The organism is Alteromonas sp. G4i13 (assembly GCF_054960505.1).
Window position 1 is genome coordinate 1 of sequence record NZ_JBHNYX010000006.1, and the last position, 24,406, is coordinate 24,406.

The following is a 24,406-nucleotide window of genomic DNA, read 5'->3' on the forward strand; positions in this document are numbered from 1 at the left end:
AGCGACCATTGGGCCGCTTTTTTCAAATAGCTAAAAGCTCTACACGTCTAAGTTTTCCACTTTCAGCGCGTTAGCTTCGATAAACTCTCGACGAGGCTCTACTTGGTCACCCATCAATGTAGTGAACAGCTGATCACAACCAATGGCATCCTCAATGGTAACTTGAAGCATACGGCGGCTTTCTGGGTCCATGGTGGTTTCCCAGAGTTGCTCAGGGTTCATCTCACCTAGCCCTTTATAGCGCTGAATGTATTGGCCGCGTTTCGCTTCATTCATTAGCCACTCTAGGGCTTCTTTGAAAGACTCGACTGGCTGTCTACGTTCGCCACGCTGGATGTAAGCGTCTTTACCCATCATGTCATTGATAGCAAGGTTAAGCGCTTTAAGGCGCTGATATTCAGACGACTCGATAAACTCATGATCGATAACGTACTCATAATCGATACCGTGCATACGCATAATGATTGTAATGTAGTACTCGCTAAGCTCAGCATCAGTGCGAATTTCATAACGGTATGTAGCACCATCGTTTTCGCGCTCTGTAAGCTGCTCTACGAAGTGTTTCGCCACATGCTCTAGTGCAGACTCATCTTTAAGGTCTTCAAGGTTTAGCGTAGGCGTGTAAAGCATTCTGTAGAGGATAGATGCAGGCATAAGACGTTTCATACGTGCAATCATCTTCTCTACCGATTGGTACTGCTTAACAAGGTTTTCTAGGCCTACACCACTAATACCTGGGTCTTCATCGCTGGTGTGCAAAGACGCACCGTCAATTGCAATTGATGTTAGGTAGTTAATTAGCGCATCGTCATCTTTAAGATACTGCTCTTGTTTACCCTTCTTCACTTTGTATAGCGGTGGCTGTGCAATATATACATATCCACGCTCAATGATTTCAGGCATTTGACGATAGAAAAATGTGAGTAGAAGCGTACGAATGTGAGAACCATCTACGTCAGCATCGGTCATGATAATGATGCTGTGATAGCGTAATTTTTCAGGGTCATACTCGTCACGACCGATACCACAACCTAGTGCCGTGATAAGCGTCGCAACTTCCTGAGAAGAAAGCATCTTATCAAAACGCGCTTTCTCAACGTTTAGGATTTTACCTTTAAGCGGCAGAATAGCTTGGTTTTTACGGTTACGACCCTGCTTAGCTGAACCGCCCGCAGAGTCACCCTCCACTATGTATAATTCACTAAGTGCAGGATCTTTTTCCTGACAATCAGCTAGCTTACCTGGTAGGCCAGCCAAATCTAGCGCACCTTTACGGCGTGTCATTTCACGGGCCTTTCGTGCAGCTTCACGTGCACGAGCAGCATCAATAATCTTACCCGCAATAATTTTACTTTCTGCAGGGTTTTCTAATAAGAACTCTGCAAGCTTTTCATTCATTGCCGACTCAACTGCTGGACGAACTTCAGAAGATACAAGCTTATCTTTTGTCTGTGAGCTGAATTTCGGATCTGGTACTTTAACGGAAATAACCGCGGTTAGACCTTCACGCGCATCGTCACCACTGGCATTCGTTTTTGCCTTTTTGTTCAGGCCTTCCTTTTCCATGTAGTTATTCAATGTACGCGTTAAGGCTCCACGGAAGCCCGCCAAGTGAGTACCGCCGTCGCGCTGAGGAATGTTGTTGGTGAAACAGAACACGTTCTCTTGGAAACTATCGTTCCATTGCATCGCAACTTCTACTGCAATACCGTCTTCTTGTTCACTGCTGAAATGAAACACTTTCTGGTGAACAGGTGTTTTCTTTTCATTTAGGTACTCAACGAACGCTTTGATACCACCTTCGTACATGAAGTGGTCTTCTTTTCCATCGCGTTCGTCTTTCAAGCGAATAGACACACCAGAGTTCAAAAATGATAGTTCACGAAGACGTTTAGCAAGAATATCGTAGTGGTAAAGCGTATCTGTGAAGGTGTCTGAACTTGGCCAGAAACGGATCATAGTTCCCGTTTTATCTGTATCGCCTGTTACCGCTAGTGGCGCCTGTGGAACACCATGATGATATTCTTGTTCATGCGCTTTACCGCCGCGACGAATACGAAGCTTCAGACGGCTTGAAAGTGCGTTTACTACTGATACACCTACACCGTGCAAACCGCCCGATACTTTATAAGAGTTATCGTCGAACTTACCGCCGGCGTGAAGAACCGTCATGATAACTTCAGCTGCAGACACACCCTCTTCTGGGTGCAATTCAGTTGGTATACCACGTCCATCGTCAGACACAGATACTGAGCCATCGCTGTGAATGAGCACAGTAATCTCAGAACAATGTCCAGCAAGTGCTTCATCGATAGAGTTATCGACCACCTCGAAAACCATGTGGTGTAATCCGGTACCATCATCAGTATCACCGATATACATACCAGGACGCTTTCTTACGGCATCTAATCCTTTAAGTACTTTAATACTGGACGAGTCGTAGTTGTTCTCTGCTGACATACTAGCTTTTACTCCTCTTTCACGCTTCCATGTTCCACGTGAAACATTTTCTTTTCGTTGTATTTTTGTATAAAAGCGAGTTGCGTGGATTCTATTGCAGTAACGAAAACCTGCGTATCCATTTTGAGCAACCCATCAATAAATTGTTCTCTTTTATCGGCATCTAGTTCGGCACCTACATCATCAAGCAAAAAGATACTTTTACGCTGCGTTGCCTTATTAAATAGCTTAGTTTGTGACATTTGAAGCGCTGCCACAGCCATTCTAAGCTGTCCTCTCGATAAAAGCTCCTGGGCGTTTACCCCATTTACTTTAAGCCGTAAATCGGCTTTATGGGGCCCAGAAGAGGTATGTCCTATTTTACCATCATACTCACGTTTTTTAACTAGGCTTTCTGATAAACCGACATCTTTTTCCCACCCTTTATAGTAACTTAATTCCACATCGAAGTTAGGAAGAAATTCTTGCGCATACTGCTTAAAAATAGGCGTAAGGGTATCCACATATTCCTGACGCGTAGCCGATAGAGACTCACCTAGTTCTGAGAACTGAGACTCCCAATATTGATTTTGTGGTGCGCTTAAATTTGCCTGCTGTTTCAGTAAGGCATTTCTATGTTTTAAAAACTTACCATACTGATTAGCAAGTGATTGAAACTGATGTTCCACGTGAAACAATCCCCAATCACAAAAACGTCGACGCTCGGAAGGCGAACCAATTATTAGATCAGTACTCTGCGGAGTAAAGAGTTGAAGTGGTACCAAGCTAACTAAATCTGATAACTTATTTGAATGTTCACCGTTAATACTACAGGTGAATGTCTCATTTCTACTTCGTTGAAAACCTAGCTTTAATTCATCCCCTTCTTCAGTTTTGCATGACGCGAAAACACTGAAGCTGTCCTTCTCATTTTGAATAACCGAACCGTGTTTATTTGTTCTAAAAGAACGTCCAAAGCCTAGGTAATAAAGTGCTTCGATTAACGAGGATTTCCCACTCCCATTCACGCCTTTAATGATAGTCAACGCTGGTGAAGGAGAAAGTGATACGGAAGTAAGATTACGAAACTGTGTAATCTGGACGCGGTCCAGTTTCATGAGGTCACACTGATGAAAGAAAAGAAGCGAGGAGTATCAACACTCATCGCTTCTTGAATTGATAATTTAAATAACAAAATAACGTGGAATATGCGAAACGCTGCAAACACTTAATGTAGTAGTGACTACAGTCGCATTGGCATAATAACGTATAACGCGGCGTCATCAGCATCATCTTCGATTAGCGCACTTGCGTTTGAGTCTGATAGGCTCACTTTAACACCATCAGATCCAAGCGCATTCAATACGTCAATTAAATAGGCAACGTTAAAGCCAATTTCTAAATCGTCACCTTGATATTGAACATCAACGATTTCTTCCGCTTCTTCTTGCTCTGGGTTATTAGCCGTTATCTTAAGCTCACCAGAAGACAAGTTTAATCGTACGCCTCTAAACTTTTCGTTAGATAGAATGGCCGCACGTGAAAATGCTTCTTTTAATACGGCTTTGCTCGCAATAATTTCCTTGTCGCCATTTTGAGGTAAAACACGGCGATAATCAGGAAATCTGCCATCAACTAATTTCGAAGTGAAAATGAAATCGTTTGAGAAAATTCGAAGATGGTTGGCGCCTATTTGCACCTTAAGAGATTTATCATCTTCGCTAATAAGACGAGAAATTTCTAACACGCCTTTACGTGGAATAATCACCTGACGAGATGGCAAAGCGGTCTCGTAGTTTAGGCGACAAAGAGCAAGACGGTGACCGTCTGTTGCAACGGTACGAATGATATTCTCTTCCGTTTCAAGGGACATACCATTTAAGTAATAACGTACGTCTTGTTGAGCCATTGAAAAGCTCGTTGCATCGATAAGACGTTTTAGATCACTGCACGATAATTCAAACTCAACTTCACCTTCCCAGTCTTCTAAATTTGGGTAGTCGTTGGCAGATAAAGTAGAAAGCGTATAACGACCTCGACCGGCACGAATAAGTGCTTTGCTGCCGTCTAACGAGAAATGAATATCTGTTCCTTCAGAAATACCGCGAATAATATCAAACAGCTTTTTAGCAGGAACAGTAATTTCACCTTCCGTGAATTCACCTTCTAATTTCACGCTAGAAATTAGTTCTACCTCTAAATCTGTACCAGTAAGCCAAAGTGCGTCCTCACTTACTTTGATGAGAATATTGGAAAGAATTGGCAGTGTGTGTCTACGCTCTACAGCACCAGATACCAACTGTAGGGGTTGTAAAAATTGTTCGCGGCTTATAGTAAATTTCATCGCAGTGCTATCTCGCCTCTAAGGTCGTGGTGTTAGGAAGACAAAGTCCTAATGAGGTTCTTATAGTCCTCTTTTATATCATGACTTTCTTCTCTTAGCTGCTCTATTTTTCTACAAGCGTGTAAAACCGTAGTGTGGTCTCGTCCACCAAACGCGTTTCCTAGTTCAGGTAAACTGTGGTTGGTAAGTTCTTTGGCCAGCGCCATCGCGACTTGGCGAGGACGCGCCACACTACGACTACGTCGTTTAGACAAAATATCAGCTACTTTTATCTTATAATAATCTGCGACGGTTTTCTGAATATTATCAACCGTTACCAATTTTTCTTGAAGTGCGAGAAGGTCTCGAAGCGCTTCGCGAACGAAATCAATAGTGATAGGGCGACCGGTAAAGTTTGCGTTAGCAATAACACGGTTAAGTGCACCCTCGAGCTCACGTACGTTTGAACGCAATCGCTTAGCTATAAAGAACGCCACTTCATTAGGTAAGTGAATCCGGTTCTCTGCCGCTTTGCGCATCAAAATAGCCACTCGGGTTTCAAGCTCTGGTGGCTCTATAGCAATGGTTAAACCCCAACCGAAGCGCGATTTTAATCGATCCTCTACCCCATCAATCTCTTTAGGATATCTATCAGAAGTAAGGATGATTTGCTGGTTACCTTCAAGAAGCGCATTGAACGTGTGAAAGAACTCTTCTTGTGAACGCTCTTTATTAGCAAAGAATTGAATATCATCGATAAGTAACGCATCAACGCTGCGATAGAAGCGCTTAAAGTCCTCTATAGCGTTATTTTGTAGTGCCTTAACCATATCCTGCACGAAACGCTCAGAATGCATATATACAATTTTAGCGTCACCGTTATTAGCTACGATGCCATTACCCACTGCATGTAATAAGTGAGTTTTACCTAAGCCCGTACCACCGTAAATAAACAGTGGGTTGTAAGAACCGCCTGGGTTATTTGCAACTTGAGTTGCAGCCGCACGTGCTAGCTGGTTAGATTTACCTTCGACAAAGTTGTCGAATTGATAAGTCGGATTAATATTACTTTTATGCTTCATCGCCTCAGGGATCGGGATCACTTTCGGCGGTGTAGACGATCTTGGCGCTTGATCTGCGTACGCATTATATCCATTACGGTCGTGGTTTTGCGTACCGCGATCATTTAGATCCATACCCTGTGTGTATGAAGATGATTTTGAAAACGCATTGTTTTGTCCTTGATCACCCGCTTGGCTTGCCGATGATGGCATACCGCTATTCGACATTGGTGAATAAGACGATGTGTGCTGCCCATTACTGCCGCTGTGAACAGGCTGATTACTAGTATTATAGTTCTGATACCCTTGACCGCCCGCAGGTGCACTAGGCTTACTTGGTTGATTACTAGGCGTATGTGGAGCAGACGAAGATCCGCTGGTACTTGCAGGCTGACTACGGCTTACGCTGTGACGATTCATCACTTCTAAACGCAATTGTGGAGCGTCACTTCCGGCAAACTCTTTTAGTAGTGCAGTAATGTTATTCAGGTACTTGTCTCTTACCCAATCAAGTACAAAACGATTGGGAGCATAGAGTGCAACCACGCCTTGTTGTTCTTCACAAACAAGCGGTCGTATCCACATACTAAACTGCTGCGTTGGTAATTCTTGACGCAATCTTTCAAGGCATTGGTTCCACAAGGACATGGTACGTAGTTAGCTCCCGTGACTCGCTAGAAAAACCAACTCCTGAAAAGCCAATCATAAAGAAAGCAGGCACTAAAAAGCGCCATTAGAAGAAAATAGCGTTGGAAGTGTTGGGTAGCAGCGAGAAATTAAGTTATCGTTTTAATCGCTGTGGATTATCTTACGTTATCAACACAATGTAAATGGCGATCCCGATCGATCTTTTCGATCAAAATAACAAGCAACTGATAAATAAGATTTTTTCTTTTAGATCAAATCAAACTATAACGAGAAAAATTCATTCTAAATTTGTGCTAAAAAACCGTTAGATCACCTTGCTTTTTATATCTATCTCTGTGTTTTTCACAACGCACTGTGGATAACCTAACCAAATTTTATGCGTTATTCACAGACGATTTGTACGAAAACTGCGTCATCGATTAAGCTATCGATTAGAAAATGCAAAAATTGTTCACTTATTCATCCGAAAAGCGAGAATATGCATTGACAGCACGCCCCGAGATCTCTAGAATTCAGCGTCCTTTTTCGATGGGCTTTTCTGGTGAAAACACCACATTGTTCTGGCAACAGCATAATGTGTTACCAAAAACGCCTATGTTTAACTAAATATAAGTGAGACTTTGGTCATGAAAAGAACATTTCAACCGAGCAATCTAAAGCGCAAGCGTTCTCACGGTTTTCGTGCTCGTATGGCGACTAAAAATGGTCGTAAAGTACTAGCAGCTCGCCGTGCAAAAGGCCGCGCTCGTCTTTCAGCTTAATTGAAAGACGCCAAAGTGGGCGAGAATAATTTTTCTAGGGAGTTACGTCTGTTAACTCCCACCCACTTTACCTATGTGTTTGATAACGCAACCCCAGCTGTATCTCCCTCTTTTACTGTTCTAGCCAGAAAAAATACACTTTCAACTCCTCGTTTAGGCATTACGCTCGCGAAAAAACGTATCCGTAAAGCTCACGATAGAAATCGTTTGAAGCGATTAGTCAGAGAAAGTTTTAGGCATAAACAGCACAACTTACCCAATGTCGATATTATCGTTATTGGCAAGTCTGGCGCTGACAACCTTAGCAACCAAGAAGTTTTCGCTACATTGGACAAGCTATGGAAAAAATTAAACAAGCGTTGCGGCAACTCTTAATTGTAGTGCCTTTGGCATTGATAAAATTTTATCAATGGTTCATTTCCCCTATGTTAGGGCAACGATGTCGTTTCCATCCTTCTTGTTCTTGGTATGCTATAGACGCATTAAAAACGCACGGATTAGTAAAAGGCGGTTGGTTATCTATTAAACGCATATTAAAATGCCACCCTTTGCATGCCGGCGGATATGATCCAGTGCCGGAAAAACAACAAGATAAACACTCAAAATAAAGAGACCTCTATGGAATCGCAACGTAGTTTTCTGATAATTGGCCTTGCGCTAGTTAGCTTTTTGCTTTGGCAATCATGGCAAAAAGATTATGGGCCACAGCCAGTTGTGCCTGTTGAGCAACAACAAACGCAAGAGACATCACAAGGCGTACCGTCATTTAATGAAAATGGCAGCGAAGATGTACCTAGTAGTGATAGCGTTCCTGCTGCACAACCTATCGCAGCGGCGCAAAGTTCAAACCGCATTATTGAAGTAAAAACCGATACGCTTGATTTACGCATCGATTTGCTAGGCGGCGATGTAGTATCAGCAGACTTACTTAAGTTTCCGGTAGAGCAAGGTTCGGATATTCCTTACAGCCTACTTCGCTCTGGCAACGGTCTTTATGTAGCGCAAAGTGGCCTAATCGGTGCTCAAGGGCCTGATGCAAGCAGCAGTGGCCGCCCGGTGTATAATGCGCAAAGTGACTATTATGAAATGACTGGCGACACCCTTGTTATTCCTCTTACATGGAAAAACAACCAAGGCTTGTCAGTTACCAAAACTTTCACTTTCACTAAAGGTCAGTACGACGTAAACGTAAGCTATAGCGTGGAAAATGGTACTGGCAGCGCAGCAACGGTTCAGCCGTATGCACAGCTTAAACAAGTGATGGAGTTTGAAGACGACAGCAACATGTTTATGCCAACGTACCGTGGTGCTGCATATTCAACAGAAGATGACCGCTACCAGAAGTACTCGTTTGACGAGATTGAAGATGACAACCTACGCGAAACCACGAAAGCGGGTTGGGTTGGCATGCTTGAACATTACTTTGTATCAGCATGGGTACCTTCACAAGAGCAAACTAACACGCTTTATTCTCGTAACCTGAAAAATCAGTATGCAGTAATTGGTGTATTGTCTCCGTCTGAAAGCGTAGCGCCTGGTGAAACCAAAACCCTTGCATCTACCCTTTATATGGGCCCTAAAGATCAAGAAAGCCTAGCGAAGATTGCGCGCGGATTAGACCTAACCGTTGATTACGGTATTCTTTTCTGGATTTCACAGCCGCTGTTCGCCCTTCTTACCTTCCTTCATAGCCTAGTTAATAACTGGGGTGTGGCAATTATCCTTATCACTATTGTAGTAAAAGGCGCGATGTACTGGCTAACTAAGAAGCAATACGAGTCAATGGCACGTATGCGCAACTTAGCACCTAAGATGCAGCAGCTAAAAGACCGTTTTGGCGACGACAGACAAAAAATGTCTCAAGCTATGATGGAGCTTTACCGCAAAGAGAAAGTAAACCCAATGGGCGGTTGCTTACCTCTTCTTCTGCAAATGCCTATCTTTCTTGCGCTTTACTGGGTACTGATGGAAAGTGTTGAACTACGTCATGCAGACTTTGTGCTTTGGATCACTGACCTTTCTACAAAAGACCCATACTTTGTGCTGCCAATTCTAACTGGCGCAAGTATGTACCTATTGCAAAAACTTCAGCCAACCACCATTACTGATCCAATGCAGCAGAAAATCATGCAGTGGATGCCGGTAGCAATGAGTGTATTCTTCCTGTGGTTCCCTGCAGGTCTGGTACTATACTGGCTAGTCAGTAACGTGATTACCTTGGTTCAAGCCAAAATGATTTATGCTTCAATGGAGAAGCGGGGCATCAGCAGTAAATAACACGCTGATCAATGAATTATACAGCCCGCCTATGCGGGCTGTTTTGTCTTAAGAGGAATAACCTGTGCCATCATTTGATATTGTTTCTGAAATCAACATGGAAGAAGTACGCAACGCCACTGAAAACGCAAGCCGTGAGCTATCAACGCGTTTCGACTTTCGCGGTATTGACGCGAGCTTTGAGTACAAAGATAAAACCGTGGTCATGAAAGCTGAAGCTGAATTCCAACTTCAGCAAATGGAAAGCATGTTTAGAACGGCGATGTCTAAACGTAACGTAGACACTTCATCTATGGATGTTAAACCCTACGATGCACACGGTAGAACTTACCGTCAGACCATTACCTTTAAAGAAGGTATTGAGCAGCCGATGGCGAAGAAGATTGTGAAGCTGGTGAAAGACGCCAAAATCAAAGTGCAAACGGCTATTCAAGGCGAAGAACTTCGCGTAACAGGTAAAAAGCGTGATGATTTGCAGCAAGTTATTTCGCTGGTTAAAGAGTCTAACTTAGGCCAACCTTTCCAATTTAAGAACTTCCGCGACTAATTATGGAATCACTCACCCTTTCTACCGACACTATTACCGCACAAGCGACAGCGCCCGGTCGTGGCGGCGTAGGTATTGTACGTGTTTCAGGTCCTAAGGCTAAAGCCATCGCAGAGGCGTTAGTACCAAGCGCACTAACACCACGTCTTGCGACCTATACGCCGTTTGTTGATGCTAACAACAGCGTAATAGACCAGGGCATAGCACTGTTTTTTAAAGGGCCTAACTCATTTACCGGTGAAGATGTACTTGAACTGCAAGGCCATGGCGGTCAAGTTGTCATGGACATGCTGATTGATGCCGTGCTTGCAACGGGCCATGCCCGGCTTGCCAATCCAGGTGAATTCAGTGAACAAGCCTTTTTAAATGATAAATTAGACCTTGCGCAAGCAGAGGCGATTGCCGACTTGATTGATGCAAGTTCTAAACAGGCAGCAAAAAGTGCGCTGCGCTCGCTACAGGGTGAGTTTTCTACACAAATTCAAACGCTATCAGACCAAATCGTGCACCTTCGTATGTACGTAGAGGCGGCCATCGATTTTCCTGAAGAAGAAATTGATTTCTTATCTGACGGGAAAGTATCAGGTGACTTAAGCGCAATTATGCAAAGCTTAACCAAAGTGCGCGAACAGGCTAAACAAGGCACCTTATTGCGCGAAGGTATGCAGGTGGTGATTGCGGGGCGCCCTAACGCCGGTAAATCGAGCTTATTAAACGCCCTGGCAGGACGAGATAGCGCCATTGTTACCGATATAGCCGGTACCACGCGAGATGTGCTTAAAGAGCATATTCACATTGATGGTATGCCGGTGCACATTATCGACACAGCAGGACTTCGAGAAAGCCCAGATAAAGTGGAACAAATTGGTATTGAGCGGGCGTGGCAAGCTATCAATGAAGCTGACCACGTATTATTCGTTGTAGACTCTACCGCAACTGCTGTTATCGACCCTTATGAAATATGGCCAGAATTTATGGCCCGATTGCCACAAGGCATCCCCGTTACCGTAGTTCGCAACAAGGCCGACCTTAGTACCTTAGATATTGGACAAAGCACAGTTGCCACCGAGCAAGGTGATATCTCAGTTATCAATCTATCAGCCAAAGAAGGTAGCGGCGTCGACACGCTAAAAGCACATCTGGCCAAAACCATGGGCTTCGATACTACAACTGAAGGTCAATTTATTGCGCGCAGACGACACATAGATGCACTCGACCAAGCCTACAGTTATGTAAGCACTGGCGAACAACAACTGCATGATGCTATGGCGGGTGAGTTGCTTGCTGAAGAATTGCGCTTGGCTCACCAGGCACTATGTGAGATAACCGGTGAATTCACGTCAGACGATCTACTTGGTAAGATTTTTTCATCGTTCTGTATTGGTAAGTAGCGCAACCAATAAAGTTACAAGTAAGATGGTGAATAACGTAACGGATAAGCCGTACTTACGTTGAGACGACAATCGTAAATAGAGAAGCAACCTAATAATGAGCAAGCATTTTGAAATCATCGTTGGCACCATGTTAGGCGCCGCAGAATACGTGGCAGATGCCATTGCGGAAAAACTTGATGCGAGCGGGCACACCCACACTATTCACGCTGAACCAAATTTAGATGAGATTAAAACAGAATCAACGTGGATCGTGTGTACATCAACACACGGTGCTGGCGAATTACCTGACAACATCCAGCCGTTCGCAAAACAGCTAGAGGGCGCGGATTTAAGCGCAGTAAATGCCTACGTTATTGGGCTAGGTGACACCAGTTACGACACCTTTTGTTTCGGCGCAAAAGAAATGGAAAAGTATATTAAAAACGCAGGTGGCACGTTAATTACCGACGCGCTATACATCGATGTGCTGGAACACCCTATCCCTGAAGAGGCCGCCGTAGAATGGTTTGACGAAAAGCTGGCCAATGCTTAACAAGCGTTTTTACGTGGAACCAATGCGATGAACAGCAACCTTACCCAAGCTGAACTGGCGGCGTTGCAATCTCCCCTTTCTAACGATTGCCGGGTACTGTATTTACTTGGCCTTCGAACAGGTGCAAATGCGGCAACGACATCGTCCGCCCCTATTGATTATAAGCAATTATTAAATTTGCTAAACGGCGACAGCAAAGACGAACCTTATCAACGCGGTCGTCAAATCAATAGCTTGGTTAAGCAGCTTGAACAAGTGGGTTTGGTTGCCCTGCCCCTTGAACTTGATCTTGAGCACACAATCAACGGGAAAACCCTACTTCTTCCGCTTCTAAGCGAGCCACAATCGGACTTCGACCAACTACATGCCCGTCATAGCGCCATGACCCCTAATTGGACGCCCAATAAAGCGTTGTTTGAAGAAATGGCCTCGCTACTTGGTATTATCGATAAAACATTTGATGACAACGAGGTGGGTGAATTCATTGCCTATTGGTTAGGAAGACCAAGTTCAGTGTTTAGCGAATTCCAATGGACACAAAAGTTTGCCAACAATATCAAGCGCAAGCGTCTCGCTTCAGGCTACGCCCCAACAAAGGTGGTGGGAACGCAACAAGTGAAAGTTGCAGCCGGCATAGAAGCAGATGATAATGCTAGAAAGCTGGTGGAAAAGTATGCCGCAACTAAGAAGAGTTAATTCGTTATGGATCGTATAACCGACAAAATTGCTAATTTAGCGAGAGCGCTCAACAAAGACGTCGATCCCAATCGTGAATACATCGACTATAAAACGCTGCGTAAGCAGTACGAGGCGAAAGCGAACGAAGAAGTATCACAACTACAGCAGCGTAGTAAAAAAGCGCGTGTAGAGGCTATTCATGGCCGTTCTGATCTGAATCCCAAATGGACCTTCGCCAACTTAGTTGAAGACAGTGACGATGTGATTGAAGCCGTATCGATAGCTCAGTCTTTTATTGCAGCCCATGACGACCCTGCATGGCGTCAAAGCGGCTCGCATATGATGCTGTTTTACGGCGATTACGGTCGTGGTAAATCACATATTGCCGGTGCTATTGCCCATCAACTTATAGAGCAGTACGAAATTTCAGTGCTTTATCGTCAACTGTCTACACTGCTTGAAATGCGCAATTTCTCGTTTGATTTTGGGGCTTCAGACAACGCGGGACAGCGCTTCAGGGAGATCAATCAGGAACTGCTAGATGTTGATCTGCTTATTCTTGATGAGGTGTGTGTAAACGAAAGCGTGTTAAAGAAAAATGCGCAGAGCTGGTTTGGTAACCTGCTAAGACAGCGCTTAGTAAACAAGAAAAACTGTATTTTGATCACCAATCACAATTTAGCCGAACTTGAAAATGCCCTTGGCCCCTATTGTTTTGAGTCGATTAAAGAATACGATACTTATAAGGTTAGGTTCCAAGGCCCAAGCCGCCGAGAAGGCTTAACCATTGAACAAGAAGACATGGAAGGCTCTGTTTCACAGCCACGCTATCAACCCAACCAGGTGCGCTAATAGCACCTGGTTTCCTCTCTCTCGAAACCTAGCCCTTACTCTGCTAGGTCTTTTCCTTCATTAAACCTTATTGCATATTCCTGTTGTGCCAGGTAATAGCGAATCACTTAGCCTATTGATCACGCTTTTACCAAAACAATACGGTTTTAATTCATAGATACACTCAACGATCTCCTTCAGTTAAACAAATAACCATTCTTTCAGACCCACTTCTACCTTATAAAAGTGACTGAATTTTGGTCAGCTCCTATGTTTTTCTCCTGAAAAATGGGCTGTTTTGAAAAAATAATCTTGTCGTTCATAAAAACGTGCAGTTTTTTTGAAGGTGTTGATAAATGCGATCGGGCGATCTAATCACAGCTTTTGGAAAAGATCTCCTCCACAATGTGATCACGCTATAACGCACGTATCTACACGATCTTTTGATCGCGATACATAAATAGCAAACATTTTATCCCCAGTTGGATCACATCTTGATCACCCCTGTGGATAGGATCCTACAAACCACTGTGCATAAGCTTTGATCGAAAAAAGAATAACTTTTCAAACGATTCGGGGTGTGGATAAAAAGTCCATTTATACACAAGTTTGAGATAGGGTTATGGATCGGGGTTTCCCAATGTTATTGATCGCGTAACTTGATGATCTTTATGTGCTTTGATCGGTTACCCACAGATCTTGATGATCCTAATAAAAGTAAAAATAAACAGATCTAAAAGAGATCTTAAGATCTTATAATTCGATCACACCTTTTCAAAAACAGGTTTTGAGGAAAATTTAATCATTTTCTTTATCCAATAAGTCAGATAAAATACGCGCCCTTTTTTCAGCAGTCTCTGCGTGAGAAAAATTAGTTTTTAATCGGCTTATCGTAAGTTAATAGTGAGGTTTAACCATGTTTTATGCTGAAGCATTTGATGTCATCGTTGTAGGTGGTGGACATGCAGGTACAGAAGCGGCACTTGCAGCTGCTCGCATGGGTGCAAATACGCTGTTGCTCACTCACAATATTGAGACGATAGGCCAGATGTCGTGTAACCCTGCAATTGGTGGGATCGGTAAAGGTCATCTTGTAAAAGAGATCGATGCGTTAGGCGGTGCAATGGCACTGGCTATCGACAAAGGCGGTATTCAGTTTAGAACATTGAATTCTTCTAAAGGCCCAGCTGTTCGTGCAACGCGTGCGCAAGCTGACCGTACGCTTTACAAAAACGCCATTCGCGACATTGTTGAAAATCAAGAAAACCTAACCCTGTTCCAACAGAGCGTTGACGATCTGATTGTTGAAAACGATCAGGTATGCGGTGTTGTTACGCAAATGGGCTTGAAGTTTAAAGCCAAGTCAGTGGTACTGACAGTGGGTACTTTCCTTGGCGGAACCATTCACATTGGCCTTGAAAACTATCGCGGCGGTCGTGCCGGCGATCCACCGTCTATCGCACTTGCAGATAGACTACGTGCCCTTCCGTTTCGTGTTGACCGTTTAAAAACTGGGACACCAGCAAGACTTGATGCTCGCTCGTTAGATTTTTCTGTAATGCAGCCTCAACCTGGTGACAATCCTACGCCGGTATTTTCGTTCATGGGTGATAGAACTATGCACCCTACACAGATCCCGTGCTATATCACCCACACTAACGAAAAAACCCACGATATCATTCGCGGGGGATTAGATCGCTCACCCATGTTTACAGGGGTTATCGAAGGTATCGGACCGCGCTATTGCCCAAGTATCGAAGATAAGATCACCCGTTTTGCAGATAAGACATCGCATCAAATTTTTGTTGAGCCAGAAGGTTTAAACAGCATTGAAGTTTATCCAAATGGTATTTCAACCAGTTTGCCATTTGACGTACAGATGAACCTTGTCCGCTCGATCAAAGGTTTTGAAAATGCGCACATTGTTCGTCCGGGTTATGCAATTGAATACGATTTCTTTGATCCACGCGATCTGAAACAAACACTGGAAACGAAGTTTATTCGAGGTTTGTTCTTTGCTGGCCAAATTAACGGTACTACTGGCTATGAAGAAGCGGGTGCGCAAGGGTTAGTAGCAGGCGCAAACGCAGCGCTACAAGTTCAAGAAAAAGACCCGATGATTTTACGCCGCGACCAAGCATACATGGGCGTACTTATCGACGACTTAGCCACCATGGGTACGAAAGAGCCGTACCGCATGTTCACTAGCCGTGCAGAATACAGACTACTGCTTCGTGAAGACAATGCCGATAGCCGTTTAACCGCGATGGGCCGAGAGATTGGTCTTGTTGATGATGCGCGCTGGGCGAAATTTAACGACAAGATGGAAGCGGTAGAAAGTGAGCTGCAGCGTCTACGCGGTCAGTGGATCCACCCTGATCACGCGGCAACGCCGGAACTCAATACCATGCTGAAAAATCCGGTGAGTCGTGAACATTCTCTTGAAGAACTGATCCGTCGACCTGAAATGACTTACGGTCAGTTAATGGAAATTGAAAGTGTTGGCCCAGGTCTTGAAGATCCGGTTGCTGCAGAGCAAGTGGAAATTCAAATTAAGTACGCTGGCTACATTGCCCGTCAAATGGATGAAATCGCGAAAACGCAGCGACACGAAAACACCCTGTTGCCGGTTGATATGGACTTCAGCAAGATTTCCGGCTTGTCGAACGAGGTTGTAGCCAAGTTAACCGAAGCCAGACCGGAAACAATCGGTAAAGCATCGCGTATTTCGGGCATTACCCCGGCGGCCATCTCTTTACTGCTGGTTTACCTTAAAAAACACGGCATGTTGCGCAAGCAAGAGAAAATCAGTGCGTAAAACACGCGCTTAACTCAACACATTACTCGCAGCGCTTAGTTTTTCCTATTTATTCGCGTATTATGATAATCATAATTGCCTAAACTATGCGAAAACTAGAAAAACTCGGCGCTTTTCACACTGTCCCATTGCACCAATTTACATTCGTTGTGCGGCTTTGATGAATTCAGGTGCATTTTTCAAGCGCACTTGTATCGAGCATGAAGAGCTGCAGTAACAAACGGCTGTAAATGAGCGGCAAATAACGATTCGCCACGCGTGTTTATGGTATGGACTGTGTAGAGCAAAAAACATTAACGCGAACAGACAGATTTTTCGATGACGATACAGCAAGAATTGCACACCATTTTGGTGTCTGGACTCGATGCCCTTTCACTAGATTTAAGTGATAAGCAACAGCAGCAGTTAGTTGACTATGTGCTGCTTATGGACAAATGGAATAAGGCGTACAACCTGACTTCTGTGCGCGATCCTAAGCAAATGATGGTGAAACACATTCTAGATTCGCTGGCGATTGTGCCCTTTCTTGATGGTAACAATATCATTGATGTTGGAACGGGCCCTGGCCTTCCAGGTATGCCGTTGGCAATCGCGTTTCCAGATAAATCATTCACATTGCTTGACTCATTGGGCAAGCGTGTACGGTTTATGACCCAATGTGTGCACACGCTTGGATTAACTAACGTAACTCCTGTGCAAAGCCGCGTTGAAGAGCACAATGGCGATACGCCTTACGATATTGTGCTAAGCCGAGCTTTCGCTTCGCTAAAAGATATGTTGCACTGGTGTCAGCATCTGGTAGATTCAGAAGGTCAATTTTTGGCGCTTAAAGGTCAGTTTCCACAAGATGAGATAGACGAAGTGAGTGATCACTTCCATGTGAGCAAAACGGAAAACCTCACTGTGCCAAATTTGGTAGGCGAACGACATCTGGTTTGGCTAAAAAAGAAATAGCCGAAAAATAGAAATAGACGAGAACAGGATCTAACGTGGCTAAGGTAATCGCGATCGCGAATCAAAAAGGTGGTGTTGGAAAGACAACCACTGCAGTTAACGTGGCAGCGTCAATGGCAGCAACCAAGCGTAAGGTGTTGCTGATTGATCTCGATCCACAAGGTAATGCGACCATGGGAAGCGGCGTTGATAAATACGACGTTGAATCTACGGCATTTGAATTGTTGATTGAAGAAAAGCCAATTAACGATGTTATCGTTAAAGCGACAAGCGGCAAGTATGACCTCATCGCGGCGAACGGTGACGTAACCGCGGCAGAAATCAAGCTGATGGAAATGTTTGCCCGTGAAGTAAGGCTTCGCAACGCGCTGAAGCCCGTTATGGATTACTACGATTTTGTCTTTATCGACTGCCCGCCTTCGCTAAACCAGTTAACTGTGAACGCCCTGGCGGCTGCCGATTCGGTAATGGTGCCTATGCAGTGTGAATATTACGCACTAGAAGGCCTCACTGCCCTTATGGATACCATTCAAAAATTGGCATCCGTAGTGAATCCAGAATTGAAGATTGAAGGCGTATTGCGTACTATGTACGACCCGCGCAATCGCCTTGCTAACGACGTTTCAGAACAGTTGAAGCGCCATTTTGGTGAACAAGTTTATCGCACGGTTATTCCGCGCAATGTTCGTCTAGCTGAAGCACCAAGCTTCGGTACGCCAGCGATGTACTATGATAAGTCATCGACAGGCGCTAAAGCCTACTTGGCACTGGCGGGTGAAATACTGCGTCGTAGGGACAAAACAACGCCTGCACAGGCAAAAGCAAGTTAAACGACAATAAGCTGAACACTATCAGCACATGCCATAGAGGACACTATGTCAGCACGTAAAAGAGGCCTTGGCCGCGGTTTAGATGCGCTACTCGCAACCAGCCAATCATCTGCTCAAAAAGAACAAGATGCCGCCGAGGTAAATTCAACCAACGGTGAGTTAAGCAAGCTCCCTATTGAATACTTAGTGCCGGGCAAGTATCAGCCTCGAAAAGACATGTCACCTGAGGCATTAGAAGAATTGGCATCGTCCATTCGTGCGCAAGGTATTATTCAGCCTATCGTAGTGAGAAAAGTCGACGAGCACCGCTATGAAATCATTGCCGGTGAACGTCGCTGGCGAGCTTCACAACTAGCACAGCTAGACGAAGTGCCTTGTTTGGTTAAGAACGTGCCTGACGAAGCGGCAGTGGCCATTGCGCTTATCGAAAATATCCAGCGTGAAGATTTAAATGCTATGGAAGAGGCGCAAGCCCTCGACCGTTTAATGAATGAGTTCGCGCTTACCCATCAAGAAGTTGCTGAAGCGGTGGGCAAATCACGCACCACAGTGACAAATTTACTTCGTCTGAATAATTTGAACGACGACGTGAAACTGTTAGTCGAGCATGGCGATATTGAAATGGGTCATGCTAGAGCGCTGTTAGCGCTAGAAGGTGATACCCAGTCGGAAACTGCGCAAGTAGTATCGGGCAAAGGTCTTACCGTGCGCGATACAGAAAAGCTTGTTAAAAAGCTTTTGGAGCCAGCTAAACCTAAGCCTGAGAAGAAAGTTGATCCCGATGTGCAAAACCTTATGACACGACTTTCAGAAAATTTAGGCACTCCTGTGAGTATTGACCACAATGCGAAAGGCAAAGGCAAGCTGACAATTAGCTTTAGCGACCTTGAACAATTAGATGGAATTATCTCTAAAATTCAATAGTTTAAAATAAAATTACTAGAGAAGCTCCCTTTGCCAACCCGCAATTGATACGCTGTTCGGTGCAAACACCGGACACTCTCCTTTCCGGTTATAGCAATAGAAAATTTTCAGAATAACTTTCAAAAAGCGTTGTACTGTTGAAAATTGTCGGTAAAACAGTATACTTCTGACGCTTTTTGTAAGACGTGAACAAGCTGCGAGTAAAAGTGACGAACAAGTTAGCAAAACGCGGGTTAGACCTCGCCAAGAAAGGGCTACTTTTTCAGGCTATTACAGCCCTAGTCGTTACCGCTTTCGCAGGCGCCGCAGGGGGAAGTCATTCCGCCATGTCGGCAGCGGCAGGCGCTTTAATCAGCATTCTGCCGAACAGTGTTTTTATGGCTTTCGCGTTTCGTTACGCAGGTGCCAGTAAAAACGACCTTGTTGCACGAAGTTTTAGCCAAGGCTCAAAATTGAAGCTGGCACTGACAATCATTTTATTTGTAATTGCTTTTAAAGGCTTAAACGCCTCGCCATTAGAGATTTTCATGGCATTTGTGATTACAACCGCTAGCCACGGGCTAGCCATGTTTCATTACGGTACGAAAGAATAAAGACAGCGCGAGGCGTTGCGATAACGAAAACAACGTATTCGACCGATTGAGACAAAAGAACCAGTCACCAAATTTTTACACTTTACAACTTGGGTTAAACAATGGCATCTGAATACACTACCTCAGAATACATCAAGCACCACTTGACCAATGCCACCATGTGCTCAACTGACAACGGAATTGCTTTTAACAAAGCGTGTTCTGGCGCCGGTTTTTGGGCATGGCATGTTGATACACTGGCATGGTCTATCGGTCTTGGTCTTCTTTTCCTAATTATCTTTAGAAGCGTTGCTTCAAAAGCGACAACCGGCGTACCTGGCAAAATGCAGGCGTTTGTTGAGCTTGTTGTTGAGTTTGTTGACGACAACGTTAAAAGCACTTTCCATGGTAAGAGCGCACTTATTGCGCCATTAGCACTGACTATCTTTGTATGGGTATTGCTAATGAACCTTATGGACTTGGTGCCAGTTGATCTTATTCCATGGGTATCTGGTCTTATCGGCCAAGCGGCTTTTGGCATGGATCCACACGACGTTTACAACAAGGCAGTTCCAACCACTGACCTTAACTTAACGTTCGCACTGGCTTCAGGCGTGTTTATTCTTATTCTTTTCTATTCAATCAAGATGAAAGGCATTGGCGGTTTTGCAAAAGAACTGACTATGCAGCCTTTCGGTCACCCTATCTTTATTCCGGTGAACTTTATTCTTGAAACCGTTACTTTGCTTGCGCGTCCGCTTTCACTAGCACTGCGTTTGTTCGGTAACTTGTATGCCAGTGAGCTAATCTTCATTTTGATTGCTACAATTGGTTATTTCCAGCTTCCACTGCACTTCATGTGGGCTGTGTTCCATATTCTGGTACTTCCGCTTCAAGCGTTTATTTTCATGATGCTTACCATCGTGTACTTAAGCCTGGCGTGTGAAGACCACTAAGCATTAACGGGTGTCGGTTTTGATTTTTAATCGACACCGTTTTTACAGAGTTTGACTTTTAAACATTAACTTTAAATTTAACTTAAATCGGAGACGTAAATGTTATACATCGCTGTTGCACTACTGATTGGTCTTGGTGCCCTAGGTACCGCTATTGGTTTCGGTCTACTAGGTGGTAAATTCCTTGAATCTGCTGCTCGTCAACCTGAACTAGCACCTCAACTACAAGTTAAGATGTTCATCGTAGCGGGTCTTATCGACGCCATCGCGATGATCGGTGTTGGTATCGCTCTATACCTATTGTTCGCTGTTGGTGCCTAATTCTACTAAACACTTTTTTAGCGAACTTTAAGAGGAGGGGCGATTGTGAATTTTAACGCCACTTTTATTGGTCAATTAATCGCCTTCGCTGTGTTCGTGGTGTTCTGCATGAAATATGTATGGCCTCCACTAATGGCAGCGATTGAAGAACGTCAGAAGAAAATTGCCGATGGGCTTGAAGCTTCTGAGCGTGCAGAGAAAGACCTAGAGCTTGCTCAAGCGAAAGCTACTGAGCAATTGAAAGATGCGAAAGCGCAAGCAGCTGAAATTATCGAGCAGGCTAAAAAGCGTGCCAACCAATTGGTTGACGAAGAAACGCAAAAAGGCCATGCGGAACGCGAAAAGATTATCGCTTCTGGTTATGCCGAGATTGAAGCTGAACGCAATCGTGCCAAAGAAGATTTGCGCAAGCAGGTTTCTGCACTTGCAGTAGCTGGCGCACAGCAAATCTTACAACGTGAAATCGATGCAAACGCACAAAACGACATTGTTGAAAAACTTGTCGCTGAGCTTTAATAGGGAGATGAGCCATGTCTGAATTGACAACCGTTGCTCGTCCTTATGCTAAAGCTGCTTTCGATTTTGCTGTCGAGAAAGATGCCGTTGCAAAATGGCAAGAAATGCTCGCCTTTGCAGGCGCTGTAGCAGCGAACGATGACATGCACCAGCTTTTGTCTGGTGCGGTTGCCGCTGACACGCTTGCCGACATTTTTAACAATGTTTGTGGTGAGCAACTCGACGAACACGGCCAAAACCTGGTTAAGGTTTTGGCTGAGAATAAACGTTTAGCCGCGTTGCCTGAAATTTCTACTTTGTTTGATGCGTTTAAAGCAGATTACGACAAAGAAATAGAAGTGGACGTAACCTCAGCATCTACGCTGACTGATGCACAACAAAACGAGTTGGTTGCATCTTTGGAAAAACGTTTGGCACGTAAAGTGAAGCTTAATTGTAACGTGGACCCTGCCCTGATCGCTGGAATGGTAATTAATGCCGGCGATACAGTTATTGATGGTTCCGTAAAGTCGAAATTGAACCGTCTAGCAGACGCGTTGCAAGCATAACGGGGATAAGAGCATGCAACTTAATTCCACTGAAATTGCTGAACTGATCAAGAAAAGAATTGAACAGTTCAATGTAAGCAGTGAAGCACGTAATGAAGGTACTATCGTCGCAGTAACAGACGGTATTATCCGCATTCACGGCCTTGCAGATGTAATGCAAGGTGAAATGATCGAGCTTCCTGGAAGCCGTTACGCAATTGCACTAAACCTTGAGCGAGACTCTGTAGGTGCAGTTGTTATGGGTCCTTATGCGGACCTTAAAGAAGGCGATAAAGTACAATCTACTGGTCGTATTCTTGAAGTACCAGTAGGTAATGCACTACTAGGTCGTGTTGTTAACACACTAGGTGAGCCTATCGATGGTAAAGGCGCAATCGACGCAGCTGGTTTCGAGCCAGTTGAAAAAATTGCACCTGGCGTAATCGAGCGTCAATCGGTAGACCAGCCAGTACAGACTGGTTATAAGTCAGTTGATGCCATGATCCCAGTAGGTCGTGGTCAGCGTGAGCTTATCATCGGTGACCGTCAGTGTGGTAAAACAGCAATGGCTGTTGACGCTATCATCAACCAAAAAGGTACAGGCATTAAATGTGTGTACGTAGCGGTTGGTCAGAAAGCATCTACTATCGCTAACGTAGTACGTAAACTAGAAGAGCACGGTGCACTTGACCACACTATCGTGGTTGCAGCATCTGCATCTGAGTCTGCTGCGCTTCAATACCTAGCGCCTTACTCTGGTTGTACTATGGGTGAATTCTTCCGTGACCGCGGTGAAGACGCGCTAATCGTATATGATGATTTGTCTAAGCAAGCTGTTGCTTACCGTCAAATCTCACTACTACTTAAGCGTCCACCAGGCCGTGAAGCTTACCCAGGTGACGTATTCTACCTTCACTCACGTCTACTAGAACGTGCTGCACGTGTAAACGAACAATACGTTGAGCGTTACACAAACGGCGAAGTGAAAGGTAAGACAGGTTCATTGACTGCGCTTCCAATTATCGAAACGCAAGCTGGTGACGTATCTGCATTCGTACCAACTAACGTAATCTCAATTACCGACGGTCAGATCTTCCTAGAAACTGACTTGTTTAACGCAGGTATCCGTCCAGCGGTTAACGCTGGTATCTCGGTATCTCGTGTTGGTGGTGCTGCACAGACTAAAATCATCAAGAAGTTGGGTGGCGGTATCCGTCTAGCCCTAGCTCAGTATCGTGAACTTGCGGCGTTCTCGCAGTTTGCTTCTGACCTTGATGACGCAACTCGTGAGCAACTTGAGCACGGTGAGCGCGTAACTGAGCTAATGAAGCAGAAGCAGTACGCACCACTTTCAATTGCTGATATGGGTGTATCTCTGTTCGCGGTAGAAAAAGGTTTCCTTAAGGGTATCGAGCTTAACAAAATCCTAGATTTTGAAGCCGCTCTTCACTCTTACATGAACAGCGAACACGCTGACCTTATGAAGACTATCAACGAATCAGGTAACTACAACGACGAGATTGCCTCTAAGTTGAACGACGCTTTAACAAACTTTAAAGCGACACAAACTTGGTAATCAATGGTGCTGGTGTTTAACCACCAGCGCAATTCGTTGAGTAATCGGAGAGATAGTCATGGCCAGCGGTAAAGAAATAAAAGGTAAGATTGGGAGTATCAAAAATACTCAGAAGATTACCAGTGCGATGGAAATGGTTGCTGCGTCTAAAATGAAAAAGGCGCAGGAACGCATGGCTTCTGGCCGTCCATATGCACAAAATATGCTTAAAGTGATTGGTCACATTGCAAACGGTAACCTTGAATATCGCCATCCTTATTTGGAAGAGCGTGAAGTCAAGCGCGTCGGTTACATTGTGATTTCCACTGACCGAGGCTTATGTGGTGGCTTGAACACCAATGAATTTAAGCTCGTCACTCAAGACGTCAAAAAATGGCGTGAACAGGGTGTAGAAGTGGATTTCGCTGCATTAGGTTCTAAGGCGTGCAGTTTCTTCAACCGCTTTGGTGGCAAGTTGCTTGCTGCTGAATCTGGTTTAGGTGACAAGCCGTCTGTGAGCGATGTAGTGGGTGTTGTACGCGTTATGCTTAAAGCGTACGACGAAGGACAAATTGACCGAGTATTCTTGGTATTCAATGACTTCGTTAACACCATGACACAGAAACCTGTGATCAATCAGTTATTGCCTTTGCCAAAGTCAGAAGACGAAGAATATCAACATCGTTGGGACTACATCTACGAGCCAGATCCAAAAGAGATTTTGGAAGCACTAATGGTTCGTTACATTGAGTCTCAGGTGTATCAGGGTGTTGTAGAAAACGCGGCGTCAGAACAAGCTGCGCGAATGGTTGCCATGAAGGCAGCAACCGACAACGCCGGTAACCTCATTGATGAGTTACAACTGGTATATAACAAAGCGCGTCAGGCTGCAATCACACAAGAAATCAGTGAGATTGTGAGCGGTGCCGCAGCGGTGTAGGC

At 44.5% G+C, this 24,406-nt stretch carries 25 protein-coding genes; 21 read left to right on the top strand and 4 right to left on the bottom strand.

What is annotated here, in order from left to right; genetic code table 11:
- Positions 1-39 precede the first annotated feature (39 nt).
- From gyrB to dnaA, 4 genes are all read right to left on the bottom strand, one after another.
- Positions 40-2,460 carry a DNA topoisomerase (ATP-hydrolyzing) subunit B gene (gene gyrB / locus ACFI6J_RS03995; protein ID WP_462585740.1) on the bottom strand — a complete coding sequence of 807 codons (2,421 nt, stop codon included), beginning with the start codon at positions 2,458-2,460 and terminating at the stop codon, positions 40-42.
- Between the two features lie 8 nt (positions 2,461-2,468).
- Positions 2,469-3,557, bottom strand: coding sequence for a DNA replication/repair protein RecF (recF, locus tag ACFI6J_RS04000; protein WP_171337505.1), 1,089 nt, complete (start codon positions 3,555-3,557; stop codon positions 2,469-2,471).
- 125 nt (positions 3,558-3,682) lie between these two features.
- Positions 3,683-4,783: a DNA polymerase III subunit beta gene (gene dnaN, locus ACFI6J_RS04005; RefSeq protein ID WP_239247352.1), complete on the bottom strand. Its 1,101-nt coding sequence runs from the start codon at positions 4,781-4,783 to the stop codon at positions 3,683-3,685.
- Positions 4,784-4,815: 32 nt separating this feature from the next.
- Positions 4,816-6,471, bottom strand: coding sequence for a chromosomal replication initiator protein DnaA (dnaA, locus tag ACFI6J_RS04010; RefSeq protein WP_014977846.1), 1,656 nt, complete (start codon positions 6,469-6,471; stop codon positions 4,816-4,818).
- Positions 6,472-6,909: 438 nt separating this feature from the next.
- Between dnaA and ACFI6J_RS04015 the strand changes: the two genes are divergently transcribed.
- From ACFI6J_RS04015 to atpG, 21 genes are all read left to right on the top strand, one after another.
- Positions 6,910-7,077 carry a hypothetical protein gene (locus ACFI6J_RS04015; RefSeq protein WP_155279887.1) on the top strand — a complete coding sequence of 56 codons (168 nt, stop codon included), beginning with the start codon at positions 6,910-6,912 and terminating at the stop codon, positions 7,075-7,077.
- Between the two features lie 20 nt (positions 7,078-7,097).
- A complete protein-coding gene (rpmH, locus tag ACFI6J_RS04020; protein WP_014290886.1) occupies positions 7,098-7,232 on the top strand; it encodes a 50S ribosomal protein L34 in 135 nt (44 codons plus the stop codon).
- A 15-nt stretch (positions 7,233-7,247) separates the two neighbouring features.
- Positions 7,248-7,607, top strand: a complete 360-nt coding sequence (gene rnpA / locus ACFI6J_RS04025) for a ribonuclease P protein component (RefSeq protein ID WP_015000154.1) — start codon at positions 7,248-7,250, stop codon at positions 7,605-7,607.
- Positions 7,592-7,840, top strand: a complete 249-nt coding sequence (yidD, locus tag ACFI6J_RS04030; RefSeq protein WP_081765860.1) for a membrane protein insertion efficiency factor YidD — start codon at positions 7,592-7,594, stop codon at positions 7,838-7,840. Before rnpA ends, yidD begins: the two co-directional genes overlap by 16 nt.
- Positions 7,841-7,850: 10 nt before the next feature.
- Complete coding sequence (yidC, locus tag ACFI6J_RS04035) at positions 7,851-9,509, top strand: membrane protein insertase YidC (protein ID WP_171337503.1); 1,659 nt, start codon at positions 7,851-7,853, stop codon at positions 9,507-9,509.
- Between the two features lie 64 nt (positions 9,510-9,573).
- Positions 9,574-10,056 carry a YajQ family cyclic di-GMP-binding protein gene (locus tag ACFI6J_RS04040; RefSeq protein WP_014977844.1) on the top strand — a complete coding sequence of 161 codons (483 nt, stop codon included), beginning with the start codon at positions 9,574-9,576 and terminating at the stop codon, positions 10,054-10,056.
- A 2-nt stretch (positions 10,057-10,058) separates the two neighbouring features.
- Positions 10,059-11,447, top strand: coding sequence for a tRNA uridine-5-carboxymethylaminomethyl(34) synthesis GTPase MnmE (mnmE, locus tag ACFI6J_RS04045; protein ID WP_071816526.1), 1,389 nt, complete (start codon positions 10,059-10,061; stop codon positions 11,445-11,447).
- A gap of 97 nt (positions 11,448-11,544) precedes the next feature.
- Positions 11,545-11,982 carry an FMN-binding protein MioC gene (gene mioC, locus ACFI6J_RS04050; RefSeq protein ID WP_171337483.1) on the top strand — a complete coding sequence of 146 codons (438 nt, stop codon included), beginning with the start codon at positions 11,545-11,547 and terminating at the stop codon, positions 11,980-11,982.
- A gap of 27 nt (positions 11,983-12,009) precedes the next feature.
- Positions 12,010-12,678 carry a DnaT-like ssDNA-binding domain-containing protein gene (locus ACFI6J_RS04055; protein WP_039234413.1) on the top strand — a complete coding sequence of 223 codons (669 nt, stop codon included), beginning with the start codon at positions 12,010-12,012 and terminating at the stop codon, positions 12,676-12,678.
- 6 nt (positions 12,679-12,684) lie between these two features.
- Positions 12,685-13,512, top strand: coding sequence for an ATP-binding protein (locus ACFI6J_RS04060; RefSeq protein ID WP_171337482.1), 828 nt, complete (start codon positions 12,685-12,687; stop codon positions 13,510-13,512).
- A gap of 895 nt (positions 13,513-14,407) precedes the next feature.
- Positions 14,408-16,309, top strand: coding sequence for a tRNA uridine-5-carboxymethylaminomethyl(34) synthesis enzyme MnmG (gene mnmG, locus ACFI6J_RS04065; RefSeq protein ID WP_014951457.1), 1,902 nt, complete (start codon positions 14,408-14,410; stop codon positions 16,307-16,309).
- Between the two features lie 318 nt (positions 16,310-16,627).
- On the top strand, positions 16,628-17,263 hold the full coding sequence (gene rsmG, locus ACFI6J_RS04070; protein ID WP_014951456.1) for a 16S rRNA (guanine(527)-N(7))-methyltransferase RsmG: 636 nt from the start codon (positions 16,628-16,630) through the stop codon (positions 17,261-17,263).
- A 35-nt stretch (positions 17,264-17,298) separates the two neighbouring features.
- The gene (locus ACFI6J_RS04075; RefSeq protein ID WP_014951455.1) at positions 17,299-18,093 is read left to right on the top strand and encodes a ParA family protein; all 795 of its coding nucleotides are present in this window, start codon (positions 17,299-17,301) and stop codon (positions 18,091-18,093) included.
- A 45-nt stretch (positions 18,094-18,138) separates the two neighbouring features.
- Entirely contained in the window at positions 18,139-19,017 is an 879-nt protein-coding gene (locus ACFI6J_RS04080) for a ParB/RepB/Spo0J family partition protein (protein WP_014951454.1), read from the top strand.
- 206 nt (positions 19,018-19,223) lie between these two features.
- Positions 19,224-19,610, top strand: coding sequence for an ATP synthase subunit I (locus ACFI6J_RS04085; RefSeq protein WP_239247348.1), 387 nt, complete (start codon positions 19,224-19,226; stop codon positions 19,608-19,610).
- 101 nt (positions 19,611-19,711) lie between these two features.
- Entirely contained in the window at positions 19,712-20,545 is an 834-nt protein-coding gene (gene atpB, locus ACFI6J_RS04090; RefSeq protein WP_239247346.1) for a F0F1 ATP synthase subunit A, read from the top strand.
- A 99-nt stretch (positions 20,546-20,644) separates the two neighbouring features.
- Positions 20,645-20,866, top strand: a complete 222-nt coding sequence (atpE, locus tag ACFI6J_RS04095; RefSeq protein WP_012520222.1) for a F0F1 ATP synthase subunit C — start codon at positions 20,645-20,647, stop codon at positions 20,864-20,866.
- Between the two features lie 45 nt (positions 20,867-20,911).
- On the top strand, positions 20,912-21,382 hold the full coding sequence (gene atpF, locus ACFI6J_RS04100; protein WP_014951452.1) for a F0F1 ATP synthase subunit B: 471 nt from the start codon (positions 20,912-20,914) through the stop codon (positions 21,380-21,382).
- Between the two features lie 14 nt (positions 21,383-21,396).
- The gene (gene atpH, locus ACFI6J_RS04105) at positions 21,397-21,930 is read left to right on the top strand and encodes a F0F1 ATP synthase subunit delta (protein ID WP_014951451.1); all 534 of its coding nucleotides are present in this window, start codon (positions 21,397-21,399) and stop codon (positions 21,928-21,930) included.
- A gap of 13 nt (positions 21,931-21,943) precedes the next feature.
- The gene (gene atpA / locus ACFI6J_RS04110) at positions 21,944-23,485 is read left to right on the top strand and encodes a F0F1 ATP synthase subunit alpha (RefSeq protein WP_014951450.1); all 1,542 of its coding nucleotides are present in this window, start codon (positions 21,944-21,946) and stop codon (positions 23,483-23,485) included.
- A gap of 58 nt (positions 23,486-23,543) precedes the next feature.
- The gene (gene atpG, locus ACFI6J_RS04115; protein WP_012520217.1) at positions 23,544-24,404 is read left to right on the top strand and encodes a F0F1 ATP synthase subunit gamma; all 861 of its coding nucleotides are present in this window, start codon (positions 23,544-23,546) and stop codon (positions 24,402-24,404) included.
- Positions 24,405-24,406: the final 2 nt, after the last annotated feature.

Coding starts and splice junctions, on each gene's coding strand:
- gyrB (WP_462585740.1), bottom strand. CDS start 2,460: ATGTCAGCAGAGAACAACTACGACTCGTCCAGTATTAAAGTACTTAAA.
- recF (WP_171337505.1), bottom strand. CDS start 3,557: ATGAAACTGGACCGCGTCCAGATTACACAGTTTCGTAATCTTACTTCC.
- dnaN (WP_239247352.1), bottom strand. CDS start 4,783: ATGAAATTTACTATAAGCCGCGAACAATTTTTACAACCCCTACAGTTG.
- dnaA (WP_014977846.1), bottom strand. CDS start 6,471: ATGTCCTTGTGGAACCAATGCCTTGAAAGATTGCGTCAAGAATTACCA.
- ACFI6J_RS04015 (WP_155279887.1), top strand. CDS start 6,910: ATGCAAAAATTGTTCACTTATTCATCCGAAAAGCGAGAATATGCATTG.
- rpmH (WP_014290886.1), top strand. CDS start 7,098: ATGAAAAGAACATTTCAACCGAGCAATCTAAAGCGCAAGCGTTCTCAC.
- yidC (WP_171337503.1), top strand. CDS start 7,851: ATGGAATCGCAACGTAGTTTTCTGATAATTGGCCTTGCGCTAGTTAGC.
- mnmE (WP_071816526.1), top strand. CDS start 10,059: ATGGAATCACTCACCCTTTCTACCGACACTATTACCGCACAAGCGACA.
- mioC (WP_171337483.1), top strand. CDS start 11,545: ATGAGCAAGCATTTTGAAATCATCGTTGGCACCATGTTAGGCGCCGCA.
- ACFI6J_RS04055 (WP_039234413.1), top strand. CDS start 12,010: ATGAACAGCAACCTTACCCAAGCTGAACTGGCGGCGTTGCAATCTCCC.
- ACFI6J_RS04060 (WP_171337482.1), top strand. CDS start 12,685: ATGGATCGTATAACCGACAAAATTGCTAATTTAGCGAGAGCGCTCAAC.
- mnmG (WP_014951457.1), top strand. CDS start 14,408: ATGTTTTATGCTGAAGCATTTGATGTCATCGTTGTAGGTGGTGGACAT.
- rsmG (WP_014951456.1), top strand. CDS start 16,628: ATGACGATACAGCAAGAATTGCACACCATTTTGGTGTCTGGACTCGAT.
- ACFI6J_RS04080 (WP_014951454.1), top strand. CDS start 18,139: ATGTCAGCACGTAAAAGAGGCCTTGGCCGCGGTTTAGATGCGCTACTC.
- atpB (WP_239247346.1), top strand. CDS start 19,712: ATGGCATCTGAATACACTACCTCAGAATACATCAAGCACCACTTGACC.
- atpE (WP_012520222.1), top strand. CDS start 20,645: ATGTTATACATCGCTGTTGCACTACTGATTGGTCTTGGTGCCCTAGGT.
- atpH (WP_014951451.1), top strand. CDS start 21,397: ATGTCTGAATTGACAACCGTTGCTCGTCCTTATGCTAAAGCTGCTTTC.
- atpA (WP_014951450.1), top strand. CDS start 21,944: ATGCAACTTAATTCCACTGAAATTGCTGAACTGATCAAGAAAAGAATT.
- atpG (WP_012520217.1), top strand. CDS start 23,544: ATGGCCAGCGGTAAAGAAATAAAAGGTAAGATTGGGAGTATCAAAAAT.